The following is a 21,076-nucleotide window of genomic DNA, read 5'->3' as shown; positions in this document are numbered from 1 at the left end:
TCAAACAAAGCGGCAGCTGATGGCGCCCATGTTGCCGTAGTCGACGTGGAAGGTATCGCCCTTGCGCGCCGGGACCGGGCGGGTGAAGGAGCCGCCGAGGATAATTTGCCCGGCTTCGAGCTGGACATCGTACGGCGCCAGTTTGTTGGCCAGCCAGGCCACGCCGTTGGCCGGATGATTGAGTACGCCCGCGGCGACGCCGGTCTCTTCAATCACGCCGTTGCGATACAGCAGGGCGGAGATCCAGCGCAGGTCGAGCTCATCCGGTTTAATCGGCCGGCCGCCGAGGATCACCCCGGCGTTGGCGGCGTTATCGGAGATGGTGTCGAACACTTTGCGCGGACGCTGGGTTTCCGGGTCGATGTTGTGGCAACGCGCGTCGATAAGCTCCAGCGCCGGGATAACGTAGTCGGTGGCGTTGTAGACATCAAACAGCGTACAGTTCGGGCCGCGCAGCGGTTTGGCCAGCACGAAGGCCAGCTCGACTTCAATACGCGGAACGATAAAGCGGTCGGTGGGAATATCGCTGCCGTCGTGGAAGAACATATCGTCGAGCAGCGCGCCGTAGTCCGGCTCGCTGATCTGCGAACTGGCCTGCATCGCTTTAGAGGTCAGGCCGATCTTGTGGCCTTTGAGCACGCGGCCTTCGGCGATCTTCATCTCGACCCACTCGCGCTGGACGGCGTAGGCGTCCTCAATGGTGATCGACGGATAATCCAGCGAGATCGCGCGGATCTGTTCACGCTGTTTTTCGGCCTGGTTCAGCCGCTGGGCAATCAGGGTGCGGGTCTGTTTATCGAGCATAGTGATTCCTGTGGCATTGTATTGCCGGATGGCGCTTCGCTTATCCGGCCTACAAATTCATGGCCGTTGTAGGCCCGGTAAGCGCAGCGCCACCGGGCAATTTGCACATTATTTAAATAACGCGTGCACGTTGTTCTGTTTGTAGTTCAGCGTCGGGTCGAGCTCTTCCATGGCGAACGACAGCGCCAGATAGCGGCTCTCCATTAGCGCAGCAAAATGGGCTTTGATCAGCGCGAACAGCATATCTCCCACGTCCTGACGGCTCTCCAGACTGCGCCCGGCGCCGATTTTCAGGGTCATATGCACGAAGGCGTAATCCTGCTTGCCGTCGGCCATCTGCCAGGTATCCAGCCAGTGGGCGCGGCTGCGAATACCGCCGATCGGGAAGATACCGGTGGCGGCCAGCGCCTCGTTGACTTTGGCGAACAGGCCCGGTAAATCGGCCTGTTCACGGATATTGTCGGTACACTCGGCGATAAAATGCGGCATGGGGCCTCCTTACGCCTGCGCCGGCAGTGGGAACACGGCGTTAACCTGGCCGGTACCGGAGCTGGCGAATAGCTCGGTGATAAACTCCACCTTGCCGTCGTATTTATCCCAACCCAGCAGACCGAGCAGCATCACCGTGTCGTGCATATTGCCTTCGCCGTAGCAGTAGTCGGCGTACTCCGGCAGCATGGTGCAGAACTCTTTGAATTTGCCCTCCCGCCACAGCTTCACCACCCGCTCATCCATTTGATGGTCAAATTCGCGGGTGTAGCTGTTCATCCCCTCTTCGGCGCGCTGGTCATCGATAAAGCGGTGCGACAGCGAACCGCTGGCCAGCACCGCCACGGTGCCGTCATATTTCTCAATGGCCTTGAGGATGGCCTCTCCCAGCCTGCGGCTGTCGGCAAAATCGTGAACGGTACAGAAGGCGGAAATGGACACCACTTTGAAATGCTTATCGCTGTTCATGTAGCGCATTGGCACCAGGGTGCCGTACTCCAGCTTCAGGCTGGGAATATTGTGTGCTTTGGCGCGTACGCCGAGCTTTACGGCCTCGTCGGCGATAAGCTGGCCCAGCTCCGGGTTGCCGTCGTAGTCGTAGGTCATGTCGCGAATAAAATGCGGCAGTTCGTTACTGGTGTAGACGCCCTGAAAATGGTCGGCGCAGTTGATGTGATAGGCGCTGTTGACCAGCCAGTGGGTGTCGAACACGATGATGGTATCGACGCCCATTTCACGGCAGCGCTTGCCAATTTCTTTATGCCCGTCGATCGCGCCCTGGCGGCAGCCGTGGTTTTTCCCCGGCAGCTCAGACAGATACATCGACGGCACGTGAGTGATTTTTGCTGCTAACGCTAACTTACCCATATCAGACTCCCCATTTCGGGATCGGATGGTCGCCCATCGAGATGCAGACGTTTTTCATTTCGGCGAACACTTCAAAGCTGTACTCGCCGCCTTCGCGGCCGGTGCCGGAGGCCTTCACGCCGCCGAACGGCTGACGCAGGTCGCGCACGTTCTGGGTGTTGACGAACACCATCCCGGCTTCAATACCGCGCGCCAGACGCAGCACTTTGCTGACGTCCTGGGTCCAGATATACGACGCCAGGCCGTATTCCACATCGTTCGCCAGGCGCAGCCCTTCCGCTTCGTCTTTGAACGGCAGCAGGCAGGCGACCGGGCCAAAAATCTCTTCCTGGGCGACGCGCATGCGGTTGTCGACATCCGCCAGTACCGTCGGGCGCAGGAAGTTGCCGGCTTTCAGATGCGCCGGCAGGTCGGACGGTTTATCCGCGCCGCCGGCCAGCAGGGTGGCGCCCTCTTCGATGCCGAGGCGAATGTAGCCGGACACTTTCTCCCAGTGCTGCTTGCTAATCAGCGCGCCGACCTGGGTATTCGGATCGGTCGGATCGCCCACGCGCAGGCGGTTGGCGCGCTCGGCGAAGCGCTTGACGAACTCCGGATAAATACTCTGCTGAATGAAAATGCGCGAACCGGCGGTGCAGCGTTCGCCGTTGATCGAGAAGATGGTGAACAGCGCGGCGTCGAGCGCGCGCTCAATATCGGCGTCTTCAAAAATCAGCACCGGCGATTTTCCGCCGAGCTCCATAGAGTACTTTTTCAGACCGGCGTTCTTCATGATGTTGCGGCCGGTGGCGGTGCCGCCGGTGAAGGAGACGGCGCGCACATCATGATGGCGCACCAGCGCGTCGCCGGCGGTGGCGCCATAGCCCTGCACCACGTTGAGCACGCCAGCCGGGATCCCGGCTTCCAGCGCCAGCTCGCCCAGACGATCGGCGGTCAGCGGCGACAGCTCGGACATTTTCAGCACCGCGGTATTCCCCAGCGCCAGGCACGGCGCCACCTTCCAGGTGGCGGTCATAAACGGCACGTTCCACGGCGACACCAGCGCGCAGACGCCAACCGGCTGCACGAGGGTATAGTTAAGCATCTTGTCATCGACCGGATAGGTCTTGCCGTTCATCTGCTGGCACACTTCGGCGAAAAATTCGAAGTTATGCGACGCCCGCGGGATCAGCACGTTTTTGGTCTGGTGGATAGGCAGGCCGGTATCGGCGGTTTCCATCGCCGCGATCTCCGGGACGTTCTGATCGATCAGATCCCCGAGGCGGCGCATCAGGCGCGCGCGCTCTTTCATCGGCAGGTTAGCCCACTTCGGGAAGGCCTCTTTCGCCGCCGCTACCGCCTGGTTGATTTCGGCTTCGCCGCCGGAGGCGACTTCAGCCAGTACCTCGCCGGTGGCCGGGTTGGTGGTATGAAAATAGTCTGCGCCGGCAACGTTTTTACCGTTGATCCAATGGTTAATCTTTTTCATGACAGTGTCTCCTCATACGCTTGCTGGCTGATGATATGGTTGACCAGGCGGCCCACGCCCTCGACTTCAACGATCACCTCGTCGCCCGGCACCACATCGGATAGCCCTTTCGGCGTGCCGGTGGCGATCATGTCGCCCGGTTGCAGGGTCATAAATTCGCTTAAATAAGCGATGAGGAACGGGATGCTGAAGATCAGATCGGCGGTGGTGCCCTGCTGGCGCAGTTCGCCGTTGACCCAGGTGCGCAGGGCCAGATTATGCGGATCCGGGATCGCCTCTTTGGCGACGATCCACGGGCCAATCGGCGTCAGGGTATCGCGGCTTTTGACCCGCAGGTTCGGGCGGTAGTAGTTTTCCAGGTAGTCGCGGATCGCGTAGTCGTTGCACACGGTATAGCCAGCGACATAGTCCATGGCCTCGGCTTCGCTGACGCGGCGCGCGGTTTTCCCGATCACCACCACCAGTTCGGCTTCGTAGTGCATGTATTCGACGTTATCCGGGCGTACCGACTGCTGCTGGTGGCCAATAAAGGTGTTCGGCGCTTTGATGAACACCAAAGGCTCGGTTGGCGGCTTAAATTCCAGCTCGCTGGCGTGGTCGGCGTAGTTCAGCCCCAGCGCGAACAGCGTGCCGTCGGCGGGCGGCAACCAGCGGAATTCGCCTTCTTTCAATACCGTGCCATCGTTCAGGCGCACCTGGTCGCGTTCATCGACCAGCACGTCGCGTACCTGTCCCTGCCATTCAATGCGTGCCTGTTTCATGCCAGCTCTCCTTCTGCGACAACCGGGTTTTCCAGCGCCGGGAATCCGTCGGCGAGAATACGTACGCGGTCGCCGGGGCGCAGCGTGACGCGAGAGTGGGGCGTGCCGATAAGGATCGCGTCGCCGGGATTGAGGGTGGCGAACTCGCTTAAGGCGCTCAGCAGCTGCGCGGCGTTACGCTGCAGATCGCCGGTATGCCAGCTATCCGCCTCGCGGCCGTTGATTTCGGTGATGATGGTCAGGTTATCGACGTTACGCACCGCCGACAGCGCGCCGACGGGGCAGAAGCCATCGCGGCATTTCGCCTTGATCGCCGGGCGATAAAAACTCTCTTCCGGCAGACTCACATCGTTAGCCAGCGCGTAGCCGGCGATATAGTTCGCTGCCTCTGCCGCCGCCACTTTACGCGCGGTTTTGCCGACAATCAGCGCCACCGTCGCGCCGCTTTGTACGGTCTCGCCCTGCGGATAGGGGATCGCCTCGCCGTCGCCAATCACGGTATTGCGCGGCTTGATAAACCAGACCGCGGTTTTCGGCGGCGTCTTGTAGGGGGCCTGTTGAAACGCTTCGCGCCAGGCGTCGAGCTGGCTGCGATGATTGAGCGCAACGGCGAAGATGGTACCTTTCATTCACCACTCCTCTGGTACTGATTTCGGATTTAAATGCATTTCATTAATATGTTAATGATCATCTTTTATGCTTTGCGGCCAGGTTTAGCAACTGGAAGTGAATGTTTTGTGATCTGATTAACACAATATTTACACATCAATAACTTATTGGTTTTTAATCAATGAGTTGACTGTTTTTCAGGAAGAGGCTGGTACTTTTCAGGTGCAGAAACCGGTTGTACATGGCAGGATTAAAGCTAATTATTAAGTTGTTAATAAGTTTTGGATGAGGCTGTAGAGGGGATACTATGCATGATTCATTAACCATTGCCTTGTTGCAGGCGCGTGAGGCGGCGATGGCCTACTTTCGGCCGATCGTCAAACGGCACAATCTCACCGAACAGCAGTGGCGGATCGTGCGAATTCTCGCCGAACGTCCGTCGATGGATTTTCACGATCTGGCCTTTCGCGCCTGCATCCTGCGCCCCAGCCTGACCGGGATTTTGACGCGCATGGAGCGGGATGGGCTGGTGCTGCGCTTAAAGCCGGTTAACGATCAGCGCAAGCTGTACGTCTCGCTGACGCCTGCCGGAACCGCGCTGTATGAAAGCGCTCAGGCCGAGGTGGAAGAAACCTATCGTCTGCTGGAGGCCCAGTTCACCACGGAAAAGCTGCAGCAACTGACCTCGCTGCTGGAGGAGTTTATTGCGCTTGGCGTCCCTGCCGGGCGCGGTGATGAAGAAGAGTAGTGGTTACGGCTCGGCGCTCGGCCGGGCGAGGGCAATAAGCGTTTCCGCGCGGGCGGGGGCCAGCGGTTCTCTTGGCTGCGGCAGCGGCCAGCCGTACAACCAGCGGGCGCTGGCGGCGCAGGTACGCCCCTGACAGGCGCCCATTCCGCAGCGCTGGGTCAGTTTGGCCTGCAGCCAGCCTCCGGCGGCCGCCACATCGCCGCAGCGTACATCCTCGCAGCGGCACAGCAGGCTCTCCGGCGTTGCGGCGTCTTTCAAGGATTCCGTCAGCCGGAAGGTACGGTTGATTGCTTCGGCGAAACGCTGCCAGCGGGCGCGGCGGGTAAATAACGCCTGCGCTTGCTGGCTGGCCCCGGCGGCGGCATACCCGGCGATTTCGCCCTCCGCCAGCGCCAGCTCGCTACCGCCGAAACCGGTGCACTCGCCGGCGGCATAGATATCCGTGACGCTGGTCTGCTGCCAGCGGTTAACCTGGATCGCCTCCTGTGCCGTGGCGCAGCCAAACAGCAGCCCCGTCTCGATATTGGGTATCAGCCCGTAGCCGATAGCCAGCCGATCGCAGGCGATAGTTCGCTCGACGCCGCGCTGGCGAAGCGTAACGGCTTCCAGCCGCGTTGTGCCGTGAGCGCGGATCGCCTGCGCGCCGCTCAGATAGCCTTTCGGGGCCAGCGTCGCTAACTGGCGCAGCTTCTGCGGCCAGCGCCACAGCCCGCTGGCGAAGCGCAGTAGCGCCGGGAGCGGCGCTTGCTCAATGATATTCGTCACGTCGCCTCCGGCCTTGTTCACCGTATCCGCCACCGCCAGCAGTAGCGGACCGCTGCCGGCAATCACCACCTTTTCTCCTTTCAGCGACAGGCCCTGTTTGATTTGCGCCTGCAGGCCGCCCGCGCCGGTTACGCCGGGTAAGGTCCAGCCGGGAAAGGGCAGCGACAGCTCGCGCGCGCCGCAGCAGAGGATCAGTTTCTGCCAGCAAACCACGCCGCCGCCGTCGGCGGTTTCAAACAGCACGCTGTACGCGGAGGGGCGGGCAATCAGCCGCGCGCCGTTCACTAACCGGATGGCGGCAGACGCGGCGATGGCGTCGCGGTAGCGCCGGGCCAGGGCGGGTTGCGTCGCCTGCGGACCGGCCCGCCAGATTTGCCCGCCAGGGGCGGGATTATCGTCGAGAATAATCACCTGTTTATCGCAGGCGGCGGCGGAGAGCGCGGCCGCCATCCCTGCGGGGCCGGCGCCGAGGATTAAAATGTCACAGCGCAGCGTGTTCATCGCGGCTCCTTTCTATTTGCATATCGGACCGGCACAAGGTCTGGCAGGCCAGTACCCGTAGGCCATCGACGGTGACCCGGCACTCCTGGCAGACGCCCATGCCGCAAAACGGCGCGCGGAGATCGCCGTTAACCGCCTGGCGGGTGGTGGGGTCGCCGGTCAACGCCAGCGCCGCCGCCACGCTAATGCCTTCCGGCACCGTCAGCGCTTCGCCATCAATGGTGATAGTGAGCGTGGCCTTCATGCAATCGCCTCCTGTTGACACAAACGGGCCGGGAGCCAGGCGTCGGGCGCCACTGGGCAGCGTTCATCGAGGATCTGCGCCGCCAGCAGTTCAGCTGTGGCCGGAGCGGTGGTGACGCCCAGCCCTTCATGGCCCAGCGCCAGCCATAAACCACGGCGGGTGGGGTGCGGGCCGATCAGCGGGTTGCCATCCTGCGAGGCGGCGCGCAGGCCGCTCCAGCAGCGGATGATATTCAACGTCGCCAGCGCCGGCACGAAATGGCGGGCGCGATCGAGCATCTGCGCCAGCAAGGGCAGATCCAACTCGCGCTCACGGTTATCAAACTGACGCGAAGAGCCAATCAGCAGCTGGCCGGTTGGCCGCGGCTGAAGGTTAAACGCCACCGAGGTGCCGCCGCCATGGGCGCTGGCGCCGTAACCCAGCTCAACCAGCTGGTGCTGCACCCGCGGCCGGTAGCGATCGGTAATCGCCAGTTGGCCTTTTTTCGGTCGCAGCCAGTTTTCCGCTAACAGCGCGTTGGCTTCAAGTCCGCAGGCCACCACGATGGCCCGCGCCTGTAGCCGTTTGCCGCTGGCGAGCAGCACCTGCGGTTCGGTAATCGCCTGCGCGCTGTCGTGCAGGCAGGTGAGATGGTCTCCGGCATCGGCCATCAGCCAGCGGGCGACGTTTGGCGCGTAGACGATACCATCGCCTGGCACCCACAGGCCGCCCGCCAGCCCGCTGCGCAGCAGCGGCTCGCGTCCGGCGATCTGCTGCGGGGTCTGGCGTTCGCTGGGCACCTGATAGCTGGCCAGCCGCCGCTGTTTGTCGCCAGCCACGGCCATCTCTTCTTCGCTTTCCGCCAGCCACAGCGTGCCGCAGCCGCGCCAGGCGCAATGGTCGGGCATCCGTGGCGTGATAGCGCGCCAGCGTTCCAGCGACCATGCCGACAAGGCAAGCTCGGCGGGGTCGTCATCCATGCACACCAGATGGCCCATACCGGCCGCCGTCGCGCCGGGCTGACCGTCATCGATAAGCGTCACGCTCTGCCCCCGCTTCGCCAGCTGCCACGCGCAGGCGGCGCCGATGATCCCGGCGCCGATCACGATGACGTCGCACTGCTTCACGGCGCGATCCCCCAGCAGAAGGGATCGTCAGGGTTGAGGATCAACTGGTTGTCTCCACACACCCAGGCTTCGCCGCGGATCGTTGGGATGATGCTTTCCGCGGTGCGCTGGTAGCTGGCGGTAAACTGGCTGCCGATGATGCTGGCCTGACGCCAGATTTCCCCCGGCTGCAGCTTGCCATCCTGCGCCAGGCAGGCCAGCTTGGCGCTGGTGCCGGTACCGCACGGCGAGCGATCCCAGGCCTTTCCCGGACAGAGTACGAAGTTGCGGCTGTCGGCGGTATCGTCATCGGCGAAGAGTTCGATATGGTCGATAACGCCGCCGTCGTCGCCGCGGATCCCCGCGGCTTCCAGCCCCTCGCGCACTGCCCAGGCGTAGGCGGTGAGCTGTGGAATATGTTCGGGGGTAATGGCGAACGGGTGGTCGTTAATCAGGAAAAACCAGTTGCCGCCCCAGGCAATATCGCCGATGACGGGACCATGCGCGGTCTCAACGCGGATCTGTTTTTTCCAGCGGCGGGCCGGGACGTTTTGCACCGATACGCTGCCATCGTCGTGCAACGTAGCGCTTACGTCGCCGACCGGGGTTTCAATCAGATGTACGCCGGGCTGGATACGCCCAAGCCAGGCCAGCGAGGCGATAAGCCCGATTGTGCCGTGGCCGCACATATTCAGAAAACCGGCATTGTTGAAGAAAATCACGCCAGCGGTAGCCGCCGCCGAGACCGGTTTGCACAGCAGCGCGCCGACCAGTACGTCATTACCGCGCGGTTCGAGAATGGCCGCCTGACGCCAATGGTCAAAGTCGCGGGCGAAGCGGTCGCGGCGCTTCGCCATGCTGCCGCCGCCGAGATCGGGGAATCCGTCAACGATCAGGCGGGTCGGTTCGCCGCCGGTATGTGAATCAATAGCTCTCAACGTAACAGGGGGGCGTGGCGCGGTCATCAGGCTCTCCGGAAGTTAACAACATGTTTCATCATGCTGGCGCAACCTTTCCCGACCTGCTTGAGCGCTTTCGTCAGAGAAAATGACGAAATCTGCACAGTCATGAGCGCGGTATATTTCTATTTCACATAGTTATTTCTTATTAATCATTTGCTTAATGCTGTGGTAAACCGAAAGTGACCATTGCGCCAGTGGCTAAATCAGGGGAAGGCGTAAAGCGGATCCAGGATCGCAAAACCGAGGGATGCTGCTTGAGGTGTTAACGGAAAGTGAATAAATATCCTTCGGTCACTTACCATGAGGAGGCCTTATGATCGGTGTTTCTGATGCGGCGCCGCCGCGCGCGGTTAACCAACCTGAGCTGGCCGTCGATGAGCTGAGCCAGATCTGCGAAGGGCTGGCGCGCCAGCGGCCGGAAAATATGCCAGCGCTGCTGAATGCGCTGGCGCTGATTGCGCCCCTGCTCAATGCCATTCCTAATGTGGTCTTTTTTATCAAAGATCGTCAGGCGCGCTATCTGCTGGCGAACCTGACGCTGGCCCGCCGCTGTGGTTTCAAAAGCGTCTCCTCGCTGCTGGGCAAAACCTCCGCCGATGTCTTTCCTTCCGCGCTGGGTCAGGGTTATACCGAACAGGATCTGCGGGTGTTGCGCGAAGGTGTGACCCTGCGCGATCAGCTGGAAATGCATCTCTACAATGGCCGCGAGCGCGGCTGGTGCCTGACGCAGAAACTGGCGCTGCGCGATGTCCGCGGGCAGGTGATCGGCATGGCCGGGATCTCGCACGATCTGCAGGAGGCTCATGCCCGCCATCCGGCGTGGCAGCGGCTGGCGATCGTCGACGATCATATCCGCCGCCATTATCACCGGCCGATCGCCATGGAAGAGTTAACCGCCTTAAGCGGGATGTCGATTGCGCAGATCGAACGCTACTGCAAACGGATCTTTCATCTCACTCCGCGGCAGATGATCCACAAAGTGCGGCTGGAAAAAGCGACCGAACTGCTGGCTGGCGATACGCCGATTACCGATATCGCCCTGCAGTGCGGGTATACCGATCACAGCGCCTTTAGCCGCCAGTTCAAGGCGATGACCGGCTCGACGCCGCGCGATTTTCGCCTCACGCTGCTCGGATAAACGCTGGCTCACACTTTTGCCGACTGTGCTAATTTCGTCATCGTATTGAGGGAAAACCGACAAGCCGCCGGTTCCGCGACACGTCAATCTGTCAGTGAATATTCACCATTCATTCACTTCGACTTAACAAAATGACGACAAGGAACCGAGCATGAGCAAAAAAGCGATTCACTGGAGCGGCGTATTCCCGGCGGTCAGCACGCAGTTTCGTAGCGATTACTCCCTCGATTTAGACGCCACTCACGCGGTGATGAAAAACCTGGTGAAAGATGGCGTTTCCGGGCTGGTGGTATGCGGCAGCGTGGGTGAAAACACCTCGCTGAGCACCGATGAAAAACTACAGATTATCGAGGTGGCGAAGGATGCCGCCGGCGGCAAAATTCCGGTCATCGCCGGGGTGGCCGAGTTCACCACCGCCTTCGCCCAGAAAATGGCGAAAGAGGCGGAGCGCGTCGGCGTCGACGGGATCATGGTGATGCCGGCGCTGGTCTACTCCTCAAAACCGCATGAAACCGCGGCCCACTTCCGCAGCGTGGCGAGCGCTACCGACCTGCCGATTATGGTCTACAACAACCCGCCGATTTACAAAAACGACGTGACGCCGGACATTCTCGCCACCCTGACTGACTGCGACAACATCGTCTGCTTTAAAGACTCCTCCGGCGATACCCGCCGCTTTATCGACCTGCGTAACACCGTTGGCGACCGCTTCGTGCTGTTTGCCGGGCTGGATGACGTGGTGGTGGAAAGCATCGCCGTCGGCGCGGAAGGCTGGATCTCCGGAATGTCCAACGCCTTCCCGCGCGAAGGGGAAACGTTATTCCGTCTCGCCCGCCAGCAGCGTTACGAAGAGGCGATGGCGCTGTACCGCTGGTTCATGCCGCTGCTGCATCTCGATGCGCGTCCGGATCTGGTGCAGTGCATCAAGCTGTGTGAAGAGTTGCTGGGCCGCGGCAGCGCCATTACCCGTCCGCCGCGTCTGGCGCTGGAAGGCGAAACGCGCCAGCAGGTGGTGGCGATCGTTGAACAGGCGCTGGCCACTCGTCCGACGCTGCCGGATGTCGGCCTCTGAGCACAGGAGTCACTATGAATGCATCTCAGACCATGGCGGGACGGCAGTTTATCGCCGGACGCCGTATTGCCAGCGGTGAGGCGACGCTATTGAGCCTGCGGGCGGTGGACGGCGAAGCCACCGGCCACCGCTTTTATCCGGCTTCCCGTGAGGAAGCCGCACTGGCCGCAGAAGCCGCGCAGCAGGCCTTTGCCGTCTATTCACAAACCACGCCGCAGCAGCGGGCGCACTTTCTCTGCGCGATTGCCGATGAACTGGACGCGCTGGGCGAGCCGTTTTTTGCTATCGCCGGGCAGGAGACCGCGCTGCCGCTGGCGCGGCTACAGGGAGAGCGGGCGCGCACCAGCGGCCAGTTGCGGATGTTTGCTGGCGTGATCCTGCGCGGCGATACCTTCGCCGCCCGTATTGATACCGCCTTAGCCGACCGTCAGCCGCTGCCGCGCCCGGACCTGCGCCAGTATCAGCAGGCGTTAGGGCCGGTGGCGGTGTTTGGCGCCAGCAACTTTCCGTTGGCCTTTTCCACCGCCGGCGGCGATACCGCCTCGGCGCTGGCGGCTGGCTGTCCGGTGGTGGTGAAGGCCCATCCGGGCCATATGGCCACCGCCGAGCTGACCGCCGAGGCGATCGTCAGGGCGGTGGTACGGTGCGGTTTACCCGGCGGCGTATTCAATATGATTTTCGGGACCGATATCGGCGCCGAATTGGTCCGTCATCCGGCGATTCAGGCCGTTGGCTTTACCGGTTCGTTGGCCGGCGGTAAGGCGCTGTATCAGCTGGCGCAGCAGCGCCCGCAGCCAATTCCGCTGTTTGCTGAAATGTCGGCGATTAACCCATTGATTATTCTGCCGCAGGCGCTGCAGACGCGGGCCGGGGCGCTGGCAAACGAGCTGGTGGCGTCATTCACCCTCGGCGGCGGCCAGTTCTGTACCCGTCCGGGGCTGATTCTGGCGCTGCGCGGCGCCGGGCTGGAACGCTTTAAGTCGGCGCTGTGCGCGGCGGTAGCGGGCTCCACGCCGCAGGTGTTGCTCAATGCGCCGACTCTTCAGCACTACCGTCAGGGCGTGGCGGCGCTTGCGGCGCACCCGCGTATCGAGAAGTTGGCGAGCGGCATCGCCGCCGGCGCCGGGCAGGCGCAGACCCTGCTGTGGCAGGCTCAGGTCGAGGATCTGCTGGCTCAGGATACGCTGCTGCAGAGCGAAGTTTTCGGCCCGCTGTCGCTGCTGGTGGAAGTGGACGATGAGGCCCAGCTGCAGGCGGTGGTGAAAGCGCTGCAGGGGCAGCTCACCGCGACGGTGCATGCTGAGGCGGATGATGGCCCGCTGGCGGCGAGCCTGCTACCGCTGCTGTGTGAGAAGGCCGGACGGGTGCTGTTTAACGGGTATCCCACCGGCGTGGAAGTGTGCGATGCGATGGTCCACGGCGGTCCGTGGCCGGCGACTACCGACGCGCGCGGGACCTCGGTCGGCAGCCGGGCGATTGAGCGTTTTCTGCGCCCGGTCTGTCTGCAGAACGCGCCGGCTGCCCTGTTACCGCCGGCGCTGCAGGATGCGAACCCTTTGAACCTGCTGCGCCTGGTCAACGGCCAGTGGACCCGGGAAGCGATTTCCTCCTCTCATTGACGCAAGGGCATCACCATGACCATTCACACTACGCATAACAGTCAAACCCGCGTTGCTGAGTCGGGTAAGTTTAAAAAACAGCTGACCCTGACCGATCTCACCTTTATCGGCCTGGGGGCGATATTCGGCTCCGGATGGTTATTCGCCGCCAGCCACGTGGCCTCCATCGCCGGTCCGGCCGGGATCGCCTCGTGGGTGATCGGCGGCTTTGCAGTATTGCTGCTGGGGATTGTCTACTGCGAGCTGGGGGCGGCGCTGCCGCGCGCCGGCGGCATTATTCGCTACCCGGTCTTTTCCCACGGTGAGCTGATGGGCTATCTGCTGGGGTTCATCACCTTGATCGCTTTCTCCAGCCTGATCTCAATTGAAATCGTCGCCGCCCGGCAATATGCCGCGGCCTGGTTTCCGGCGCTGACCCAGCCGGGCTCCAGCTCGCCGACGCTGCTGGGGTGGGTGGTGCAGTTCCTGCTGCTCTGTTTCTTCTTCGCGCTTAACTACTACAGCGTTAAGACCTTCGCCCGATCGAACAACTTCATCAGCGTGCTCAAGTTTCTGGTGCCGCTGCTGGTGGTGGTGACGCTGTTCGCCTTCTTTAAACCGGAGAACCTGCATGCGCAGGGGATTGCGCCGTTTGGCATGTCCGGAGTGGAAGCGGCGATCAGCGCGGGCGGAATTATCTTCGCTTATCTGGGACTGACGCCGATTATCTCGGTGGCCAGCGAAGTACAAAAGCCGCAGCGGACTATCCCTATTGCGTTGATTTTATCAGTGGTGCTGTCGACGATTATCTACGTGCTGCTGCAGCTGGCGTTCCTTGGCAGTATCCCCACCGAGATGCTGAACGGCGGCTGGGCCGAGGTGAGCAAACAGTTCTCGCTGCCGTATCGCGATATTGCCATTACCCTCGGCATGGGCTGGCTGGCCCTTATGGTGATAAGCGATGCGATCATCTCCCCGAGCGGCACCGGCAATATCTATATGAACGCGACGCCGCGGGTGATCTACGGCTGGGCGAAGGCGGGTACTTTCTTTAAAGCCTTTACCCATATCGATAAAGCGTCCGGGATTCCGCGTCCGGCGCTGTGGCTGACCTTCGGGCTTTCAATCTTCTGGACGCTGCCGTTCCCCTCCTGGGAACAGCTGATTAGCGTGGTGTCGGCGGCCCTGGTGCTGAGCTACGCCATCGCCCCGGTAACCGCCGCCGGGCTGCGCCGCAACGCGCCGGATCTGCCGCGGCCGTTCCGCGTGCGCGCCTTCGGCATCATCGGCCCGGTATCGTTTATGATCTCGGCGCTGATTGTCTACTGGTCAGGCTGGAATACGCTCTCGTGGCTGCTGGGGCTGCAAATCGTGATGTTTGTCGTCTACGTGATGTGCAAAGGTAAGGTGCCGGAACATACCGTGAGCCTGGCGCAGCAGGTGAAGTCTTCGCTGTGGCTGATCGTGTTTTATGCGTTGATTATCCTCTTTTCCTGGCTGGGCAGCTTCGGCGGGCTTAATGTTATCGGTCACCCCTGGGATACGGTGCTGGTGGCGGCGATGTCGTTGGGGATTTACTACTGGGGCGCGCGCAGCTGCCTGCCGCAGGCTAACTTTAGCGGAGACGAAGAAGAGTAAAGGAGAACAGTATGGAGTCGGTAACTCTATCGTTACCTGAAGCTTATGGCCTGGCGCTGGAGGTACTCAGCGCCAATGGATTTAGCGCCGACCACGCGGCGGCGATTGCCCGCAATGTGACCGCCGGGGAACGCGATGGCTGCGCTTCCCACGGCCTGTGGCGGCTGTTGGGCATTGTCGATACCCTGCGCAAAGGTAAGGTATCGCCCGATGCCGAGCCGCAGATCCATGACCAGGCGCCGGCGATTGCGCGGGCGGACGCCGGGGGCGCTTTTTCACTGCTGGCCTACGAGCGCGCGCTGCCGCTGCTGCTGGAGAAGGCGCGGCAAAACGGCATTGCGGCGCTGGCGATTAACCGCTGCGTCCATTTTTCCGCGCTGTTTGCCGATATTGAGCCGTTGACCGAGGCAGGGCTGGTGGGGCTGGCCTGCACGCCAAGCCACGCCTGGGTCGCCCCGGCGGGCGGCACGCGTCCGCTGTTCGGCACCAACCCTATTGCCTTTGGCTGGCCGCGGCGGGATAAGCCGCCGTTTATTGTTGATATGGCGACCAGCGCCGCGGCGCGTGGTGAGATCCAGCTGCATCAGCGTGCCGGCAAAGCGCTACCGCAAGGATGGGGAATCGACAGTCAGGGACAGCCAACGACCGATGCTGCAGAGGTGCTGAACGGCGCGATGTTAACCTTTGGCGGCCATAAGGGCTCGGCGCTGGCGGCAATGGTTGAGCTGCTGGCCGGGCCGCTTATCGGCGATATGACCAGCGCCGAATCGCTGGCGTGGGATAACGGCGCGGGTGGGCTCCCCTACGGCGGCGAGCTTATCCTGGCGCTGGATCCGCAGCGCTTTCTCGGCGCGCAGGCACAAGAGCAGCTGGCGCGCGCCGAAACGCTGTTCAATGCGATGCAGGATCAGGGGGCGCGGCTGCCGGGCGAGCGGCGTTTCGCCTGCCGTCAGCAGAGTGAGCAGCAGGGGGTTACCATCAGCCGTTCATTGCATGATGAGATTTGCGCCTTGCGGCCATAGTAAAGCGCGGAGCGCGGCGGGCCGACCATCAGAGCGACAGGCGCATGGCGCAGCGCGACTCGGGCGGCAGGCCGTGCCGGGTCTCCTGTTCCCTTTTTGCCGCCAGTCCGGCAGGCAGGGTCAGCTCATCGAGCATGGTGAATCCCAGACGGGTATAAAACGGCGCATTCCACGGCACCTCGCGGAAGGTGGTGAGGGTTACCGCCGGATAGCCCATCTGCTGTGCGCCCTCAATAACCTGCTTCAGCAGCATCCGGCCGATGCCCTGATGCTGCCAGTTCTGATGGACGGCGACTTCGACGATAAATAATGCATCGTCGAGCGGTTCGGTCAGAATAAAGCCAATCGGCTGCCCGGCGGCTTCCGCCAGCAGGCTATGCTCGGTTTCCAGATAATCATGATGACGCGCAACGCTAATCACCTCGCTGTCCGCCAGCCAGGCGATAGAGGGGATCTGGCGAAATGCCTGGGCGGCAGAACGTTCAATGGCGGGCAGAAGGGCGATATCGCTCTCCTGAGTCAGGCGTAATACGGCATCGGCAGTTATAGTGTTAGTTTTCATCACCTCAGCATAGCAGCCTTCGGGAGAAAAGTATGGAGCTGACCGCCGTTCCCGCCACGCAGTTCAGCAGCGTGCAGTTAACGGATATTCTCAACGCCTGTTTTGAAGCCTATCTGGTGCCTGTTACCCAGTCGGTGGCGGGATTTGTACAGCGTTTCAGCGCCGAGGGGATGAGCCTGATCGATTCCCGCGTCTGGCTGGCCGGAGATGAACCGGCGGCGATCGCGATTGTCGCCCGCCGGGGAAGTGCCGCTCGCCTGGCGGCCTTTGCCCTGCGCCCGGCCTGGCGCGGCAAAGGCCTGGGCCGGGAACTGATGCAAGATCTGCTAATGCTCCTGCAACAACAGGGGGTTGAGACGGTATCTCTGGAGGTGATCCGCGATAACCATGCGGCCGTCGCGCTATATCAGACGCTGGGCTTTACGCGGCGCTATGGGCTCTGCGGCTACCTGAGCAATGAACCTCTGGCTCCGGTAGCGGGCGTATTACAGCTTTATCCCACCCTGGCCCTGCTACGGCGAGTCATTGATGAGAGTAACAGTCAGCTCCCCTGGCTGCTGGATCCGCTCACCTTCGCCACCCTGCCATGTCAGGTCGTGACGCTGGAACAGCGCGCCTTCGCGATTCTAACAACGGCGGGCTCACGGCCTGTACTGCAATTTTTGTGGGTGGAGCCCGCCGCCCGCCGTCAGGGGCTGGCGCGTGAGCTGCTGGTGACGCTGGCGCAGCAGTTCCCGGGTGTGGGGACTTCGGTGACGGTCCCGGAAACGTTTACACCGCTGTTTGCCGCGGCGGGATATGCGCCGCTATCGCTGCAGCAGTATGAAATGACGATGGATCTGGCCGACGCGAAGTCGGCTTAGCCGGGAGTGTGCGCTGGACCGCAAAAAACAGCACGGGCCGTCGATAAGCCTCTCTTTTGCCGCATCATATCCCTTCGTAATGGCAATGATGGGGGATGTCATGCGTAAAACGGAACTGTTGGCTTTTCTGCAAAATCAGACCGATTTTTTCGATCCGGATAACCTGAGCGAGGTCTTCACCGCTGGCTACCTGGCTCAGCGTTTCGCGATGCAAAGAAATACCGCCAGCCACTATCTCAATCAGTTGGTGGCCCAGGATGTGCTGGTGAAGATCAATACTCGACCAGTCTATTTCCTGCATAAGGCCGCCTTCTGCCAGCAGTTCTTCCCTCTTTCCCGCAGCGAGTACGCCAGCATGGCGGAGCTGCTCGCAGAGAGCGACCGGCAGCCGGAGCAGGCGGATCATTTCTCATTGCTGACCGGCCATGACGGTAGCCTGCGCAAGCCTATCGAACAGATGAAAACCGCGCTGTTTTATCCCAACGGTGGGCTTCCGCTGCTGATCGTTGGCGACAGCGGAACTGGCAAGAGCTATATGGCGGAGCTGATGCATGAGTTTGCTATCGCCCAGGGGCTGCTGCCGCCCGATGCGCCTTTTGTCAGCTTTAACTGCGCCCAGTATGCCAGCAACCCGGAGCTGTTGGCCGCCAACCTGTTTGGTTACGTCAAAGGCGCGTTTACCGGCGCGCAGAGCGATAAAGCCGGGGCGTTTGAAGCGGCAAACGGCGGCGTGCTGTTTCTCGACGAAGTCCACCGCCTGGATGCGCAGGGGCAGGAGAAGCTGTTCACCTGGCTGGACCGTAAGGAGATCTATCGGGTGGGGGAAACGGCGCAGGGGATGCCGATTTCGCTGAGGCTGGTGTTTGCCACCACCGAAGATATTCACAGCACGTTTCTGACCACCTTTATTCGTCGTATCCCGATCCTCGTTAGCCTGCCTGATTTACAGACCCGCAGCCGCCACGAAAAAGACGCGCTCACGCTGCAGTTTTTCTGGCAGGAGGCGCGCACGTTGGCTACCCGGCTGCAGCTGACGCCCCGGCTGCTACAGGTGCTGACGCACTATGTTTATCGCGGTAACGTCGGTGAGCTGAAGAATGTGGTGAAATACGCCGTGGCGTCGGCCTGGGCCAGGTGTCCGGGCAGCGAGATGCTTACCGTGACGCTGCACGATCTGCCGGAAAATATCATGGCTGCGACGCCAGCGCTCAGTGAAGCGATGGGCCAGCAGGAGCCGCTGCTTATCGAGCCGCAGACCAGCCTGGTCTGGCTGCTGCGCGCGCGCGACCCGATTCAGGGGCTGATTTACGATACTCAGTGCCGCGTTCTCGCGCTGTATGAGGCGGTGCAGAGTAAAAAAACGCTCTGGGAAGAGGCGCAAAAAAGCATGGGCGAGGAGATTGAAACCCTCTTCGATCGGCTGATTTTCGATAATCACGATGCCAATAGTTCGCATATGCTGCTGCTGATAACGCATCAGGTGCGGGAGGAGTTTTATCGCCTTGAAAAGCGCTTCAATATCCAGTTTAACGGCAACTGTATCTACGCTTTAAGCCACTACCTGATACATCGTTCCCGGCAGGGGCCTTCCACGATGAGCAACGAGAAAAGCCGCCTGCTGGAGGATTTTCTGGCGCAGAAATATCCGCTGCTGTATCGCTTTTGCGAAGAGATCCTCGCTGCGCTGGCGCTGAAGCTGGACATTGAACCCCGGCGCATTGACCTGCTGCTGCTGGTGCTGTGGTTACATAAAAATGGCGCCATCAGCCAGCAGCAGGTGACCCGGGCAATTATCCTCGCCCACGGTTACGCCACCGCCAGCAGCATCGCCAACGTGGCGAACCGGTTGCTGAAAAGCCAGCTGTTTGAGTCATTCGATATGCCGCTCGACGTGACGCCGGAGGCTATTGCTAACCAGGTGATGGCCTATATTGAGAGCCACGCTCTGGCGTCAGGGTTGATCATTCTGGTCGATATGGGATCGCTGAACGCCATTCATCGCCATTTTAATCGTCGGCTGAGTACGCCGATGGCGATAATTAATAACGTCTCGACCGGGATGGCGATGTACGTTGGGGAGCGCATTTTGCAGGGCGTTATGCTGGAAGATATCGTCCGCGACATCGGCGATGACCTTGCGGTTGAGCACCAGCTCTATTACCCGCAAACCGATAAACCGCGGGCGATTCTTACGACCTGCGCGACCGGTCTGGGCGCGGCAGCGAATCTGTCGGCGCTGTTAAAAGCCAGCATTCCTGAAGCGCTGGGGATCGATATTGTGGCCTGTGATGTGGAAACGCTCGCCGATCCTGCGCGGCGGCAACCGATGCTCAGCCGCTATGAGGTGCTGGCGATCGTCGGTACCCTGGATCCGCAGCTTGCCGATCTGCCGTGGATCTCGCTGGATTCGCTGATTTCCGGTCAGGGCAGCCGCCCGCTGATGCGTATCTTCGGCGAGCTGACCTCCTCTGAACAAGTCAGCGAGATCAATAACCTGATCCTGAAAAATTTCTCGCTGCGCCGGGTGATCGAGTCGGTGACGATCCTCGATACCGCAAAGGTCATCAATCAGGTCGAGCAGTTTTTACTGCGCTATGAGCATCTGGCCGGCTGCGACGTGCCCAACGATCGCAAGGTGGCGCTGTATGTGCATATCAGCTGTCTGATAGAGCGCCTGATCCGCAACGCGTCGCCATCCCATTATTCCGGAAGGCAGTGTCCGCAGAGCGAGCTGGCGACGCTCCGCGAGGCTTTTAGTGTCATAGAGAGCGGGTATAGTGTCAAAATCCCCGTCGTCGAGCTCTGCTACATTCACGATATTCTGACGCGGGAAACGGAATTTATTCAGGAAGATCAAGAGTTTTAGTTCCCTCAGTCCGTTCGTCTTTGCGCTAACCAGCGCGCCACTGTTTCTGGCACGCCGGTTGCAATTAAGAAAGCAGTGGAATGCGCTTTCGAGGTAAGGATGAAACGACACTATATTTTTGCCAGCCATGGCACCTTTGCTAACGGTTTGCTGAACTCCGTGGAGCTAATCCTCGGTAAACAGCCGGATATTCATACCCTGTGCGCCTATGTAGAAGAGGAGTCCGATCTCACGCAGCAGGTGGAGGCGCTACTGGCGCGTTTCCCGGCGCAGGATGAGCTGATAGTGATTACGGATATTTTTGCCGGTAGCGTGAATAACGAGTTTGTGCGTTTTTTATCACGCCCACACTTCCATTTATTATCCGGTTTAAATCTGCCGTTAATTATTGACTTGCTGATTTCCGCAGCGGAAGAGAATACTGAAAAATTAATTACTGAAGCATTAACCAGCGCCAAAGAGAGCATTCAGTACTGCAATCAAACGATTGCCAGTGCGATGACTATGGATAAAGACTTCTGAAATGAGGAAGCATGATGATTACGTTATTAAGGGTAGACCATCGATTACTTCACGGCCAGGTGGCCTTTTCCTGGACCCAATATGTCGGCGCCGATTGCATTTTGATCGCCAACGACAGTGTCCCTGAAGATGAACTGCGGAAAACCACCATTAAGCTTGCCAAACCGCCCTCGGTAAAACTGGTGATTAAAAATATCAATGATGCTATTGAGGCGATAAAAAGTGGGGTGACCGATAAATATAATTTATTTATTGTCGTGGAATCGGTCAATGACGCCTGGCGTATTGCCAGCGCTATCGGGGAAATAAAAAGCATAAATCTCGGTGGAATTAAGGCTAAAGAGGGCAGTAAAAATATCTCTAAGGCGATTAATTTACTGCCGACAGAAATAGAGCAGCTACAACAACTGGTGGGGAAGGGCGTCGAGGTGGAGATTCGCCAGGTCCCGAACGATCGCAAACAGCTTTTTACGGAATGCGTGTAATTCCGGA

The 21,076-nt window shown here is 60.5% G+C and carries 21 protein-coding genes and 1 pseudogene; 10 read left to right on the top strand and 12 right to left on the bottom strand.

The window, feature by feature from the left end:
• The 7 genes and pseudogenes from hpaH to NKJ21_RS14680 form a co-directional block, all read right to left on the bottom strand.
• Positions 1-804, bottom strand: a complete 804-nt coding sequence (hpaH, locus tag NKJ21_RS14710) for a 2-oxo-hept-4-ene-1,7-dioate hydratase (protein WP_002887487.1) — start codon at positions 802-804, stop codon at positions 1-3.
• A gap of 108 nt (positions 805-912) precedes the next feature.
• Positions 913-1,293, bottom strand: coding sequence for a 5-carboxymethyl-2-hydroxymuconate Delta-isomerase (locus NKJ21_RS14705; protein WP_008807573.1), 381 nt, complete (start codon positions 1,291-1,293; stop codon positions 913-915).
• Between the two features lie 9 nt (positions 1,294-1,302).
• On the bottom strand, positions 1,303-2,160 hold the full coding sequence (gene hpaD, locus NKJ21_RS14700; protein ID WP_002887492.1) for a 3,4-dihydroxyphenylacetate 2,3-dioxygenase: 858 nt from the start codon (positions 2,158-2,160) through the stop codon (positions 1,303-1,305).
• 1 nt (position 2,161) lies between these two features.
• A complete protein-coding gene (gene hpaE / locus NKJ21_RS14695) occupies positions 2,162-3,628 on the bottom strand; it encodes a 5-carboxymethyl-2-hydroxymuconate semialdehyde dehydrogenase (protein ID WP_008807572.1) in 1,467 nt (488 codons plus the stop codon).
• On the bottom strand, positions 3,625-4,389 hold the full coding sequence (locus NKJ21_RS14690) for a fumarylacetoacetate hydrolase family protein (protein ID WP_008807571.1): 765 nt from the start codon (positions 4,387-4,389) through the stop codon (positions 3,625-3,627). The genes hpaE and NKJ21_RS14690 overlap by 4 nt, the downstream gene beginning before the upstream one ends.
• Entirely contained in the window at positions 4,386-5,018 is a 633-nt protein-coding gene (locus tag NKJ21_RS14685) for a fumarylacetoacetate hydrolase family protein (RefSeq protein WP_012969003.1), read from the bottom strand. Before NKJ21_RS14685 ends, NKJ21_RS14690 begins: the two co-directional genes overlap by 4 nt.
• A 58-nt stretch (positions 5,019-5,076) precedes the next feature.
• A pseudogene (locus NKJ21_RS14680) lies at positions 5,077-5,241 on the bottom strand (hypothetical protein).
• A gap of 64 nt (positions 5,242-5,305) precedes the next feature.
• Between NKJ21_RS14680 and hpaR the strand changes: the two are divergent.
• Positions 5,306-5,746 (top strand): homoprotocatechuate degradation operon regulator HpaR, encoded by a 441-nt coding sequence (gene hpaR, locus NKJ21_RS14675; protein ID WP_002887503.1) that lies wholly within the window; start codon positions 5,306-5,308, stop codon positions 5,744-5,746.
• A 3-nt stretch (positions 5,747-5,749) separates the two neighbouring features.
• Here the strand turns inward: hpaR and NKJ21_RS14670 are convergent, their stop codons facing one another.
• The 4 genes from NKJ21_RS14670 to NKJ21_RS14655 are packed head-to-tail and all read right to left on the bottom strand — an operon-like array spanning position 5,750 to position 9,306.
• Complete coding sequence (locus tag NKJ21_RS14670) at positions 5,750-7,012, bottom strand: FAD/NAD(P)-binding oxidoreductase (RefSeq protein WP_012969002.1); 1,263 nt, start codon at positions 7,010-7,012, stop codon at positions 5,750-5,752.
• Positions 6,993-7,256, bottom strand: coding sequence for a (2Fe-2S)-binding protein (locus NKJ21_RS14665; RefSeq protein WP_012542953.1), 264 nt, complete (start codon positions 7,254-7,256; stop codon positions 6,993-6,995). The genes NKJ21_RS14670 and NKJ21_RS14665 overlap by 20 nt, the downstream gene beginning before the upstream one ends.
• Positions 7,253-8,362 carry an FAD-binding oxidoreductase gene (locus NKJ21_RS14660; RefSeq protein WP_016160239.1) on the bottom strand — a complete coding sequence of 370 codons (1,110 nt, stop codon included), beginning with the start codon at positions 8,360-8,362 and terminating at the stop codon, positions 7,253-7,255. Before NKJ21_RS14660 ends, NKJ21_RS14665 begins: the two co-directional genes overlap by 4 nt.
• Complete coding sequence (locus NKJ21_RS14655) at positions 8,359-9,306, bottom strand: 4-hydroxyproline epimerase (protein ID WP_016160240.1); 948 nt, start codon at positions 9,304-9,306, stop codon at positions 8,359-8,361. Before NKJ21_RS14655 ends, NKJ21_RS14660 begins: the two co-directional genes overlap by 4 nt.
• 310 nt (positions 9,307-9,616) lie before the next feature.
• Here NKJ21_RS14655 and NKJ21_RS14650 point away from each other — a divergent pair, with 310 nt between their 5' ends.
• The 5 genes from NKJ21_RS14650 (at position 9,617) to NKJ21_RS14630 (ending at position 15,771) form a co-directional block, all read left to right on the top strand.
• The gene (locus tag NKJ21_RS14650; RefSeq protein ID WP_008807566.1) at positions 9,617-10,441 is read left to right on the top strand and encodes a helix-turn-helix domain-containing protein; all 825 of its coding nucleotides are present in this window, start codon (positions 9,617-9,619) and stop codon (positions 10,439-10,441) included.
• Positions 10,442-10,592: 151 nt separating this feature from the next.
• Complete coding sequence (locus NKJ21_RS14645; protein WP_008807565.1) at positions 10,593-11,513, top strand: dihydrodipicolinate synthase family protein; 921 nt, start codon at positions 10,593-10,595, stop codon at positions 11,511-11,513.
• 14 nt (positions 11,514-11,527) lie between these two features.
• Positions 11,528-13,132, top strand: coding sequence for an aldehyde dehydrogenase (NADP(+)) (locus NKJ21_RS14640; RefSeq protein ID WP_064144621.1), 1,605 nt, complete (start codon positions 11,528-11,530; stop codon positions 13,130-13,132).
• Between the two features lie 15 nt (positions 13,133-13,147).
• Entirely contained in the window at positions 13,148-14,749 is a 1,602-nt protein-coding gene (locus NKJ21_RS14635) for an APC family permease (protein WP_117143417.1), read from the top strand.
• Between the two features lie 11 nt (positions 14,750-14,760).
• Positions 14,761-15,771 (top strand): Ldh family oxidoreductase, encoded by a 1,011-nt coding sequence (locus tag NKJ21_RS14630; protein ID WP_254732957.1) that lies wholly within the window; start codon positions 14,761-14,763, stop codon positions 15,769-15,771.
• 28 nt (positions 15,772-15,799) lie between these two features.
• Here the strand turns inward: NKJ21_RS14630 and NKJ21_RS14625 are convergent, their stop codons facing one another.
• A complete protein-coding gene (locus tag NKJ21_RS14625) occupies positions 15,800-16,333 on the bottom strand; it encodes a GNAT family N-acetyltransferase (RefSeq protein WP_023339545.1) in 534 nt (177 codons plus the stop codon).
• A 32-nt stretch (positions 16,334-16,365) separates the two neighbouring features.
• Here NKJ21_RS14625 and NKJ21_RS14620 point away from each other — a divergent pair, with 32 nt between their 5' ends.
• The 4 genes from NKJ21_RS14620 to NKJ21_RS14605 all read left to right on the top strand — a co-directional run bounded on the left by NKJ21_RS14620 (position 16,366) and on the right by NKJ21_RS14605 (position 21,069).
• Positions 16,366-17,196, top strand: coding sequence for a GNAT family N-acetyltransferase (locus tag NKJ21_RS14620; protein WP_072121947.1), 831 nt, complete (start codon positions 16,366-16,368; stop codon positions 17,194-17,196).
• A 100-nt stretch (positions 17,197-17,296) separates the two neighbouring features.
• Complete coding sequence (locus NKJ21_RS14615) at positions 17,297-20,062, top strand: sigma 54-interacting transcriptional regulator (RefSeq protein ID WP_063266765.1); 2,766 nt, start codon at positions 17,297-17,299, stop codon at positions 20,060-20,062.
• Between the two features lie 99 nt (positions 20,063-20,161).
• Entirely contained in the window at positions 20,162-20,584 is a 423-nt protein-coding gene (locus tag NKJ21_RS14610; protein WP_012542942.1) for a PTS sugar transporter subunit IIA, read from the top strand.
• Between the two features lie 14 nt (positions 20,585-20,598).
• The gene (locus NKJ21_RS14605; protein ID WP_012968994.1) at positions 20,599-21,069 is read left to right on the top strand and encodes a PTS sugar transporter subunit IIB; all 471 of its coding nucleotides are present in this window, start codon (positions 20,599-20,601) and stop codon (positions 21,067-21,069) included.
• Positions 21,070-21,076: the final 7 nt, after the last annotated feature.

The organism is Klebsiella sp. SWET4, assembly GCF_024296565.1.
In the GTDB taxonomy this organism is placed as follows: Bacteria; Pseudomonadota; Gammaproteobacteria; order Enterobacterales; family Enterobacteriaceae; genus Klebsiella; species Klebsiella variicola.
Note: the sequence above shows the minus strand (reverse complement) of the source record. Positions and strands in the feature narration are given on the sequence as shown.

Bases quoted from the DNA above. Each gene is read 5' to 3' on its own strand.
- NKJ21_RS14620 (WP_072121947.1), top strand. From the start codon at position 16,366: ATGGAGCTGACCGCCGTTCCCGCCACGCAGTTCAGCAGCGTGCAGTTA.
- NKJ21_RS14665 (WP_012542953.1), bottom strand. From the start codon at position 7,256: ATGAAGGCCACGCTCACTATCACCATTGATGGCGAAGCGCTGACGGTG.
- hpaE (WP_008807572.1), bottom strand. From the start codon at position 3,628: ATGAAAAAGATTAACCATTGGATCAACGGTAAAAACGTTGCCGGCGCA.
- NKJ21_RS14655 (WP_016160240.1), bottom strand. From the start codon at position 9,306: ATGACCGCGCCACGCCCCCCTGTTACGTTGAGAGCTATTGATTCACAT.
- NKJ21_RS14650 (WP_008807566.1), top strand. From the start codon at position 9,617: ATGATCGGTGTTTCTGATGCGGCGCCGCCGCGCGCGGTTAACCAACCT.
- NKJ21_RS14705 (WP_008807573.1), bottom strand. From the start codon at position 1,293: ATGCCGCATTTTATCGCCGAGTGTACCGACAATATCCGTGAACAGGCC.
- NKJ21_RS14635 (WP_117143417.1), top strand. From the start codon at position 13,148: ATGACCATTCACACTACGCATAACAGTCAAACCCGCGTTGCTGAGTCG.
- NKJ21_RS14605 (WP_012968994.1), top strand. From the start codon at position 20,599: ATGATTACGTTATTAAGGGTAGACCATCGATTACTTCACGGCCAGGTG.
- NKJ21_RS14670 (WP_012969002.1), bottom strand. From the start codon at position 7,012: ATGAACACGCTGCGCTGTGACATTTTAATCCTCGGCGCCGGCCCCGCA.
- hpaR (WP_002887503.1), top strand. From the start codon at position 5,306: ATGCATGATTCATTAACCATTGCCTTGTTGCAGGCGCGTGAGGCGGCG.
- NKJ21_RS14610 (WP_012542942.1), top strand. From the start codon at position 20,162: ATGAAACGACACTATATTTTTGCCAGCCATGGCACCTTTGCTAACGGT.
- NKJ21_RS14685 (WP_012969003.1), bottom strand. From the start codon at position 5,018: ATGAAAGGTACCATCTTCGCCGTTGCGCTCAATCATCGCAGCCAGCTC.
- hpaH (WP_002887487.1), bottom strand. From the start codon at position 804: ATGCTCGATAAACAGACCCGCACCCTGATTGCCCAGCGGCTGAACCAG.
- NKJ21_RS14630 (WP_254732957.1), top strand. From the start codon at position 14,761: ATGGAGTCGGTAACTCTATCGTTACCTGAAGCTTATGGCCTGGCGCTG.
- NKJ21_RS14615 (WP_063266765.1), top strand. From the start codon at position 17,297: ATGCGTAAAACGGAACTGTTGGCTTTTCTGCAAAATCAGACCGATTTT.
- NKJ21_RS14645 (WP_008807565.1), top strand. From the start codon at position 10,593: ATGAGCAAAAAAGCGATTCACTGGAGCGGCGTATTCCCGGCGGTCAGC.
- NKJ21_RS14625 (WP_023339545.1), bottom strand. From the start codon at position 16,333: ATGAAAACTAACACTATAACTGCCGATGCCGTATTACGCCTGACTCAG.
- hpaD (WP_002887492.1), bottom strand. From the start codon at position 2,160: ATGGGTAAGTTAGCGTTAGCAGCAAAAATCACTCACGTGCCGTCGATG.
- NKJ21_RS14640 (WP_064144621.1), top strand. From the start codon at position 11,528: ATGAATGCATCTCAGACCATGGCGGGACGGCAGTTTATCGCCGGACGC.
- NKJ21_RS14690 (WP_008807571.1), bottom strand. From the start codon at position 4,389: ATGAAACAGGCACGCATTGAATGGCAGGGACAGGTACGCGACGTGCTG.